Below are 9,128 nucleotides of genomic sequence, written 5' to 3' on the forward strand. Positions count from 1 at the left end.
GTTCGGCGACGGCCGCTGGTGCGGGTCAGGCGGTGGCGCGCACGGCGACCTGGTCCACGAAGGCACGGACACGCGCCCGGAACGCCGGGTCGACGGCGGCTCCGCGGACCGGGACCGGGTGCAGGCGACGGTCGGAGCGTCGCAGGGCGGGGCCGACGAAGGTCCCCGGCTCGACATCGTCAGCGGTCGCCGCCCAGAGGATCGCCCGGGCGCTGTCGTCGGCGGTCCGGGCGGCCAGACGGGCGATCCGCCCGGCGACCCGTGCGAGCGCCGTCTCGGCCTGGCCGTTCATCCCGGTCGCGGCGATGCCAGGGTGCGCGATGACCGACCGCACCGGCGAGCCCGATGCCCGGAGCCGCTCACCGAGCTCGACGGCGAGCGCGGCCGCCGCGGTCTTCGAGGCGATGTAGGCCGGGAGCTGCCGGAAGCGCTCCGGTTCGTCGACGGCGTCGAGGTCCGGCACCCGGGACGACCGCTGCGACAGGTTCGACCCGACGAGTACGACCCGGGGCGACGGCCCGCCGAGGACGGGGAGCATCGCGTCGGCGAGCACGACCGGGCCGACGACGTTCGTGGCCCAGGTGCGTTCGACACCGTCCGCGCTGCGCTCGAACCGGGACACCGAGACCCCCGCGTTGTTGACCAGGGCATCCACGACGATGCCGTCGGCGGCGAGCTGCCGGGCGAAGGCCGTGACGGAGGCGACGGACGCGGTGTCGACGAGCCGCGCCTCCAGACCGGCGCCGACGGCCAGGACGCGAGCCGCCTTCTCGAGGTCGCGCACCCCGGCGACGACGCGGGCTCCGGCGGCGGCGAGCCGGCTCGCGACCACCAGGCCGAGCCCGCCCGTCGCCCCGGTCACCACGACCGTCCGTCCGTGCTGGTCCGCCATCTGCTCGGGCTCCCACGTGAAGGGGTCCATCGCCGTCTCCTGCTCACTCGTCGTCTCGAATCGGATGATCCATCCGGAACGGTAGCACAAGCGGATAGGCTGTCCGTATGACCGTCGCGATGGCCCGACCCGAAGCGCTGCGCTCCGATGCGCAACGCAACCGGACCGCGCTGCTCGACGTCGCCCGGTCGTTCCTCGAGCGGGGCGAGCAGCCGCTCCTCAACGCCGTCGCGCACGAGGCCGGCATGGGTGTCGGGACCGCCTACCGGCACTTCCCGTCGCAGCAGCACCTGCTCGAGGCGCTCGCGATCGACGCGCTCGAGGACATGCTCGACCTCGTCCGTGTCGCCGTCGCGCTGCCCGACGCGGTGGACGCGCTCCGGGGGGTCGTGACGGCTGCGTTCCGGAGCATGGTCGACGACGCGGCCCTCGGCGACCTGCTGACGAACGGCGGGTTCTCGTGTGCCGACACCGCGGCGCTCGCGGGCGACCTGGTCGAGTCCGTCGACACGCTGCTCATGCGGGCACGGGCCGAGGGGCTCGTGCGTGCCGACGTCGACGCGGACGACCTGCGACGGCTGCTGTGCGGGATGCGGACGGCCGCCGTGGCCGGTGGCTCCCGGGTGCACGACCCCGAGCGCTACGTCGAGGTGCTGCTCACCGGCCTCCGACCCGTCTGAACACCACCCTCGCGCCGTGCGGGGGTCGCTGTCAGGATGGGCGCATGAGCGTCATGGTGTCCGTCTTCGATGCGTACCGGTCCCGCACGAGCGAGAAGTACACGGCCTTCCCGCCGGACGTGCTCCCCATGTTCGTCGCCGAGATGGACAGCATGCTCGCCGAACCGATCCGTGACGCCCTGGTCACCGCGGTGACGAACGGCGACACCGGGTACGTCGGGCACGGCCGGGCCCTGCCCGAGGCGTTCGCCGACTTCGCCGAGAGCCGGTGGGCGTGGCGGGTCGACCCCGACCTGGTCCGCACCACCACGGACGTGTCGGTCGCCGCGGTCGAGGTGCTGCGCCGGGTCATCGAACCGGGCGACCAGGTCGTCATCATGCCGCCCGTGTACCCGCCGTTCTGGGAGTACGTGTCCGAGGCCGGTGGCACCGTCACCGAGGTCCCGCTGCTCGCACCCGCAGGTCCGGCCGACCCGTTCGACACCACGGCCGGCTGGCGGATGGACCTGGACGGCGTCGCCCGGGCGTTCGCCGACGGAGCCCGCACGGTGCTGCTCTGCAACCCGCACAACCCCCTCGGCCTGGTGCACGACCGTGCTTCCCTCGTCGCACTCGCCAAGCTGGCCGCCGAGTGGGACGCCGTCGTGGTGTCCGACGAGATCCACGCGCCGCTCGTGCACGCCGACGCGGTGTTCACGCCGTTCCTGGAGTCCTGCCCCGAGGCCGCCTCACTCGGCGTCGCGCTGACGAGTGCGAGCAAGGCGTGGAACCTGGCCGGCACGAAGTGCGCCCTGATGATCGGCGCCTCGGAGCGGGCCCGCGCCTGGTTCGACGGGATGCCCACCGAGGTCGTCGAGCGCACCGGCATCCTGGGCTACACGGCGAGCGTCGCGGCCTTCAGTGAGGGCGGGCCCTGGCTGGCGTCACTGCTCACCGAACTGGCCGCGAACCGTCGCACTCTGGCCGAACGGATCGGCGACGTGTTGCCCGGTGCCGAGTACCGGCAGCCGCAGGCGTCCTACCTGGCGTGGCTCGACCTGCGGGCACTGCCGTGGGGCGACGACCCCGCGGCGGAGCTCGTCGACCGGGCGAAGGTGGCGCTCGGCTCCGGCCCCGCGTTCGGGCGGCAGGGACGAGGCTTCGCGCGGCTGAACTTCGGGTGCTCGGCGGACACCCTCGACGAGGGGCTCAACCGCCTCGCCGCAGCGGCGCGCAGCTGAGCGCAAGACGCCGGCGTGTGCGGTCGACGCCCCCGACCCGTCGAGACGCCCCCGAATCCGGCGGCGTTGCGGCGACGTGGCGGCGTCACAGCAAGACGACGGCGTCTCACCGCAGCACGACGTCCGCGCCCGCCTACTCGAACCGCTGCCAGGCTGGCTTGTTCGCGTACGTGTAGCGGTAGTAGCCGGCGAGCTGCAGCCCGGCGGCGGCTTCCTCGTCGACGACGACGGTCGCGTGCTCGTGCAGCTGCAGCGCGGACCCGGGCACGAACGAGCTGAGCGGCCCCTCGATCGCGGCGGCGACGGCCGCCGCCTTCGACGGGCCCTGGGCGACGAGGACGAGCTCACGGGCCTCGAGGATGGTGCCGAGCCCCTGCGTCATGCAGTGCGTCGGGACCTGCTCGGGCGAGTCGAAGAAGCGCGCGTTGGCGTCACGGGTCGACGGTGCGAGGGTCTTGATGCGGGTGCGCGAGGCGAACGACGAGGTCGGCTCGTTGAACCCGATGTGGCCGTTGGCCCCGATGCCGAGGATCTGCACGTCGATCCCGCCCGCGGCACGGATCGCGGCGTCGTACTCCTTGGCCGCGAACTCCAGGTCGGCGGCACGGCCGTCCGGCACCCGCACGCGCGAGGCGTCGAAGCCGAGCGGTTCGACGACGTCGCGGGCGATCACGGCCGCGTACGACTCCGGGTGCTCGAGCGGGATGCCGACGTACTCGTCGAGAGCGAACCCCCGGGCTTCGGCGAACGAGATCTCGCCCGCCTGCACCCGGCGCCGCAGGTCGGCGTAGATGCCCTGCGGGCTGGATCCGGTGGCGAGACCGATGACGGCGGACGGCTTCTTGGCGACGACGGACGCGATCTTGGCCGCGGCGACGCGACCGACCTCGTCCGGCGTGGGCAGGATGATGATCTCCACGGCGCCAGCCTACTGGTCATGACCAGTATGCGACAGGGGTCGATGGGTAGCGTGGGGGCATGCCGACCCCCGACTTCGTCCTGTCCCTGCGCGAGAAGATCGGCACGGATCCGCTGTGGTTGACCGGCGTGACGGCCGTCGTCACGCGCGGCTCCGGCGCCGAGCGCGAACTGCTCGTGGTGCGACGGGCCGACACCGGCGCGTACACACCCGTCACGGGGATCGTCGACCCGGGCGAGGAACCCGCCGTCGCCGCCGAACGCGAGGTCCTCGAAGAAGCGGACGTCGTCGCCGTCGCCGAACGTCTGGCGTGGGTGCAGGCGCTGCCCGAGATGACCTACCCGAACGGGGACCGGTCGCAGTACCTCGACCTGGTCTTCGCCTGCCGCTACGTCTCCGGTGCGCCGAACCCCGCCGACGGCGAGAACACCGAGGCGTTCTGGGCCCGGCTCGACGCCCTGCCCGACATGTCCGAGAACATGCGTGCACGCGTCGAGGCCGGCCTGGCGGACGAGCGCGAGGCGCGCTTCCAGCGCTGACCCCACCGGCCTGGAGGCGCGGTGCCAGGCCGCCACGGGTCTCCCGTCCGCGTCCCCCGACGTTTCGGGCGCAGCGACAGTCCACGCGTCTGGTCGCGCGTGGACTGTCGCGCAGCGCGAAACGTCGTCGCGGTTACGCGAGCGGCGCGACCGCCACCGGCGCGCCGAGCAGGCGCACGGCGACCGGGTCGCCGGCCGCACGGCGGTCGCCGACCTCGTGCTGGACGGTCACGACGGTGTCGTCGTCCAGGCGGACGGTGGTGCGTCGGATGGACCCGAGGAAGCTCGAGGTGACGACGGCGCCGGTGATGCCCTCGGGGGCGAAGGCGGTGTCCTCCGGCCGGACGTAGGCGAGCACCGGCCCGTCGGCGACCGAGGAGTCGAGCGCCGGCACCCGGAACCCGTACACGAACACGTCGCCGCCGCGAAGGTCGCCCTGCAGGCGGTTCGACTGGCCGACGAAGTCCGCGGTGAATGCCGACGACGGGGTGCGGTAGAGCTCCTCGGGCGTGCCGACCTGCTCGATGTCGCCCGCCTGCATCACGGCGATCCGGTCGGAGACGGCGAGTGCTTCCTCCTGGTCGTGGGTGACGAACACCGTCGTGATGCCGAGGTCGGTCTGGATGCGGCGGATCTCGTCGCGCAGCGAGACCCGGACCTTCGCGTCCAGGGCGGACAGCGGCTCGTCGAGCAGGAGCACCCGGGGGCGGGTGACCAGGGCCCGGGCGAGGGCGACGCGCTGCTGCTGTCCGCCGGAGAGCTGGTGCGGGTACCGCTCGGCGAACTCCCCGAGGTGGACCATGTCGAGGGACTCGACCACGCGGCTCTTGCGCTCGGCGGCGGGGACCCGGCGCATCTCGAGTCCGAAGGCGACGTTCTGCCGGACCGTCATGTGCGGGAACAGCGAGTACTGCTGGAACACCATGCCGATGTCACGCTTGTTGACCGGGGTGTCCGCGACGTCCTGGCCGTCGATGCGGATCGAACCGGCGTCGATGGCCTCGAGGCCGGCCAGCGCCCGGAGCGCCGTGGTCTTGCCGCAGCCGGACGGGCCGAGCAGGGAGACGAACTCCCCCGGCTCGACGCGGAGCGACAGGCCGGCGAGCGCCCGGTGCGTGCCGTAGTGCTTCTCGACGCCGTGGAGTTCGACGACGGCACCGGTGGTGGCGAGGGACGCCGGGGCTGCCGGAGCGGTGACGGTCATGCGGACTCCTGGGTACGGGGACGACGGGTGGTTCGGGTGCCGCGGACCCGGCCCGTGCGACGGGAACCGATGCGGCCGATGAGGACGAGCAGCACGAAGCCGAACGCGAGGGCGGCGACCGAGAAGATCGCGGCGACGTACGGGTCGGTCCCCTGCACCAGGACGAGCGCGGTCTGGAACGTGGTGCGGGAGAGGAACGCGGCGAGCGTGTACTCGCCGAGCACCACGGTGATCGTGAGGAAGCACGCGGCCGTGATGCCCCGGCGCAGGTTCGGCAGGAGCACCCGCCAGGTGACGGTCCACCACGACGCTCCGAGGGAACGGGCCGCCTCGGACAGGACGGTCATGTCCGTCGCGGTGATGGCGGCGGAGATCGGTCGGAACGCGAAGGGCAACGTGACGATGCCGATCGCGAAGGCCAGCGTCCAGGCGCCGGAGCCGAAGACCTGCGACACGACCTGGTAGACGGGGATGAACCCGACGACGAGCACCACGACCGGCACGGTGATCGGCACGATGCAGACGAACTCCAGGACGCGTCGGAGCCTCGGGTAGCGCAGTGCGGTGATGATCTGGGCGGGCAGGAGCACGAACAGCACGATCCCGACGGTGATCGCGGCGATGAGCAGTGACGCCCCGAGCCCGTCGAACACCGGCTGGTAGGTGACGGCGTTGGCGGGGTCGCCGATCGCCGCCCAGTGCGCGAACGTCAGCCCGCCGTCTGTGCCCTGCCGGAACGTGAACTGCAGCAGGGCGACCAGCGGGACGGCGAACAGCAGCCCGATCACGGTGAGCACGATCGCTGCCGCACCACGGGACGGGGCCGTGCCGAAGCGGCGGACGCGGGACGGGCCTCCTGTGCGGGCGGAGGCAGCCGACGCCGGACGCGACGGTCCCACCGGAGCCGCCGCGCTCATCGCTGCCACCTGGCGGCCCGGCGCTGCAGGAGCGAGTAGGCGCCCATCACGACCGCCATCACGACGACCATGCCGAACGCGAGCACCCCGGCGACGTTCTGCAACCCGACGAGCGTCTCGCTGGTGAGCTGCGTGCGGATCGTGAGCGGCACGATGCCACCCTGCGAGATGAGGGCCGCCGCGGTGGCGAACGACGAGAAGCCGTTCGCGAAGAGCAGCAGGAGCGACCCCCAGAACGCCGGCGCCAGGACCGGCAACGCGATCCGGCGCCAGTACGTCAGGCGCGAGGCGCCGAGGGTCGCGGCGGCCTCGCCCCACTGGGCCTTGACGCCCTCGAGTGCGGGCATGAACGTGAGGACCATGAGCGGCACCTGGAAGTAGACGTAGGGGATCACGAGCCCGGGCACGGTGTACAGGAAGGCGCCGTCCGCGTTGAGGTCGACGTGGAAGACCGCGACCAGCCACGTCGTGACGAGTCCCTGCACGCCGATCGTGGCGATGAACGCGAAGGCGAGCATCACACCGCCGAACTGTGCGAGGACGCTCGCGGCCGAGTCGATCATCGACCGGACCAGGCCGTCGGGCCGCAGCGCCGAGAGCGCCCAGCAGACGAGCGCGCCGAGGACGGCGCCGATGACCGCGGAAGCGGCGGACAGGCCGAACGACCCGCCGAACGCCCGCAGCACCGACGGGTCGGCGAAGGCCGCGAGGTTGGCGAGCGTGAACGCACCGGAGCCGTCGAAGAAGCCGCTGCCGATCGCGATCACTGCGGGCACCGCGAGGAACAGCAGGACGTAGGCGGCGAAGGGCGTCAGCCCCAGCCAGGCGAGGCCGACGCGGCGCCGGACGCGGGGTCCGGCGCCGCGACGGACGGCATCGGCGGGCGCGGACGCCGGGCGCACGGTGCTCGCTGCGCTCGTCGGCGGTGCGGCGGTGCCGCTCGCCGCCGGTGCGGGCGCGTCTGCCGATGCTGTGGTCATGCTGCTCAGGACCCCATCGTCGAGGACCACTCGGCCTTGAGCACCTTCGCGGCGTCGGCGACCTGCGCGTCGGTCAGCTCGACGTAGTCCTTCGGCGCGCCACCGGCGGCGTCGAGGGCGTCCTGGTCGACCTTGCCCGACTTCTCCATCGCCGACAGGGTGGCGGGGAAGGCGCCGGCCTGCAGGTAGAGGTTCTGCGCCTCCGGGCTGGCGATGTACTCCTGCCACAGGCGGGCGGCCGCGGGGTGCGGGGCGTCCTTGGTGATGGCCTGCGAGTAGTACGAGCCGAGCGCCTGCCCCTTCGGGACGACGGTCTTCCAGTCCTTGTTGCCACTCGCGCCCGCTGCCGGTCCCCACGCCAGGTTGTTGTACGACCACTGGATGACCACGGGGGTCTCACCCGAGGCGACCGTGGCCTGCGTCGGCAGCACGTTCTGGAAGTTGCCGGCCTTCTTCAGGTCGCCGAAGTAGTCGACGCCCTTCATGATGTCGTCGGCCGAGCCGCCGTTCTCGAGCGCCGCCAGGTACACGGCCGACGCGGCCTGGTTGGCCTGCGTCGGGTCACCCGCGATCGAGACCTTGCCCTTGTACTCGCTGCCGAGCAGGTCCTTCAGGTCCTTCGGGGCCTCGGAGACCTTCGACGAGTCGTACCCGATCGACATCAGGCCGGTGTAGTCACGCGTCCACGCACCGTCCTTCTCCTTGAGGTCCGTGGGGATGTCGTCCCAGTTCGCGACCTTGTAGTCGGTGAGCAGGTCGAGGTTCTCCTGCAGCACGGCGTTGCCGAGGTCGAGCACGTCGGGCGCGGTGGACTGGCCCTTCTGCGACTTCACGGCGGCGACCTCGTCGGCGCTCGAGCCGTTCGGGTTCGCGGAGTTGATCTTGATGCCGTACTTCTTCGTGAAGCCGTCGATGATCTTGCCGTAGTTGGCCCACGACGGCGGCAGCGCGATGACGTTCAGCTGGCCCTCGGCCTTGGCGGCCTTGACGAGGGCGTCCATGCCGCCGGCGGATTCGGCGCTGGTGGCGGTCTTCCAGTCGGTGTCACCGTCGGAGCCGGCGGTCGCGGAGCTCGTCGCCGAGCATCCGGCGAGGGTGACGATCGCGGCGGCGGCCAGGGCGATGCCGGCCAGGGTGCGCTTGTGCTGCACGGGTGGGCCTTTCGGGTGGGGACGTGGGGTGGCCCGGGGGTCCGGGTCGTGCACGATCGTGGACGCGGCCGGTATCCGCTCCGTGCTGCGGCGGTGAACGGGGACCGAACAGCGGGTGCGCCTGTACGATTTGCTCGTTCTGGGCGCATGGTCGCGCCCACACCAGGCCTGGAGGCACGGATGCGGTTCACGACGACGGTCCTGCAAGCACGGAAGACGGCGACCGGACTCCCCGTCCCGGAGTCCGTCATCGAGGCGCTCGGATCCGGCAAGCGCCCCGCGGTGGTCGTCACGATCAACCGGGGCTACACCTACCGGTCCACCGTCGGGGTCATGGACGAGCAGTTCCTGGTGCCGCTGTCGGCCTCGCACCGTGAGGCCGCCGGGATCGCCGCCGGGGACACCGTCGAGGTCGCACTCGAGGTCGACACCCTGCCCCGGACCGTCGACCTGCCGGAGGACCTGGCCGCCGCGCTGCAGGAGGCCGGCGTGCGTGCGGCGTTCGACACGCTGTCGAACTCACGGCAGCGGGCACTCGCCGATCCGGTCACGCAGGCGAAGGCCCCGGAGACCCGGACTCGGCGGATCGAGAAGGTCGTGGAGTCCCTGCGGGGGTAGTGGCGGGC

At 72.2% G+C, this 9,128-nt stretch carries 10 protein-coding genes; 4 read left to right on the forward strand and 6 right to left on the reverse strand.

Features of this window, described 5'->3' with window-relative positions:
• Window positions 1-25: 25 nt before the first annotated feature.
• Window positions 26-922 (reverse strand): SDR family NAD(P)-dependent oxidoreductase, encoded by an 897-nt coding sequence (locus tag KK087_RS08635; protein WP_214564840.1) that lies wholly within the window; start codon window positions 920-922, stop codon window positions 26-28.
• A 77-nt stretch (window positions 923-999) separates the two neighbouring features.
• Between KK087_RS08635 and KK087_RS08640 the strand changes: the two genes are divergently transcribed.
• Window positions 1,000-1,572 (forward strand): TetR/AcrR family transcriptional regulator, encoded by a 573-nt coding sequence (locus KK087_RS08640; protein WP_214564841.1) that lies wholly within the window; start codon window positions 1,000-1,002, stop codon window positions 1,570-1,572.
• A gap of 44 nt (window positions 1,573-1,616) precedes the next feature.
• The gene (locus tag KK087_RS08645) at window positions 1,617-2,792 is read left to right on the forward strand and encodes a MalY/PatB family protein (protein WP_214543305.1); all 1,176 of its coding nucleotides are present in this window, start codon (window positions 1,617-1,619) and stop codon (window positions 2,790-2,792) included.
• Between the two features lie 133 nt (window positions 2,793-2,925).
• Here KK087_RS08645 and nagB read toward each other — a convergent pair whose 3' ends face one another.
• The gene (gene nagB / locus KK087_RS08650) at window positions 2,926-3,711 is read right to left on the reverse strand and encodes a glucosamine-6-phosphate deaminase (protein ID WP_214564842.1); all 786 of its coding nucleotides are present in this window, start codon (window positions 3,709-3,711) and stop codon (window positions 2,926-2,928) included.
• A gap of 59 nt (window positions 3,712-3,770) precedes the next feature.
• Between nagB and KK087_RS08655 the strand changes: the two genes are divergently transcribed.
• Window positions 3,771-4,250, forward strand: a complete 480-nt coding sequence (locus KK087_RS08655; RefSeq protein ID WP_214543307.1) for an NUDIX hydrolase — start codon at window positions 3,771-3,773, stop codon at window positions 4,248-4,250.
• Window positions 4,251-4,383: 133 nt separating this feature from the next.
• Here KK087_RS08655 and KK087_RS08660 read toward each other — a convergent pair whose 3' ends face one another.
• The 4 genes from KK087_RS08660 to KK087_RS08675 are packed head-to-tail and all read right to left on the reverse strand — an operon-like array spanning window position 4,384 to window position 8,502.
• Window positions 4,384-5,454: an ABC transporter ATP-binding protein gene (locus tag KK087_RS08660; protein WP_214564843.1), complete on the reverse strand. Its 1,071-nt coding sequence runs from the start codon at window positions 5,452-5,454 to the stop codon at window positions 4,384-4,386.
• Window positions 5,451-6,371 carry an ABC transporter permease gene (locus KK087_RS08665; RefSeq protein ID WP_214543308.1) on the reverse strand — a complete coding sequence of 307 codons (921 nt, stop codon included), beginning with the start codon at window positions 6,369-6,371 and terminating at the stop codon, window positions 5,451-5,453. Before KK087_RS08665 ends, KK087_RS08660 begins: the two co-directional genes overlap by 4 nt.
• The gene (locus tag KK087_RS08670) at window positions 6,368-7,351 is read right to left on the reverse strand and encodes an ABC transporter permease (RefSeq protein ID WP_250900938.1); all 984 of its coding nucleotides are present in this window, start codon (window positions 7,349-7,351) and stop codon (window positions 6,368-6,370) included. The genes KK087_RS08665 and KK087_RS08670 overlap by 4 nt, the downstream gene beginning before the upstream one ends.
• Before the next feature lie 5 nt (window positions 7,352-7,356).
• A complete protein-coding gene (locus KK087_RS08675; RefSeq protein WP_214564845.1) occupies window positions 7,357-8,502 on the reverse strand; it encodes an ABC transporter substrate-binding protein in 1,146 nt (381 codons plus the stop codon).
• A gap of 180 nt (window positions 8,503-8,682) precedes the next feature.
• Here KK087_RS08675 and KK087_RS08680 point away from each other — a divergent pair, with 180 nt between their 5' ends.
• A complete protein-coding gene (locus tag KK087_RS08680; protein WP_214564846.1) occupies window positions 8,683-9,120 on the forward strand; it encodes a YdeI/OmpD-associated family protein in 438 nt (145 codons plus the stop codon).
• Window positions 9,121-9,128: the final 8 nt, after the last annotated feature.

The sequence above is a fragment of the Curtobacterium aurantiacum genome (assembly GCF_018598555.1).
Lineage (GTDB): Bacteria > Actinomycetota > Actinomycetes > Actinomycetales > Microbacteriaceae > Curtobacterium > Curtobacterium aurantiacum.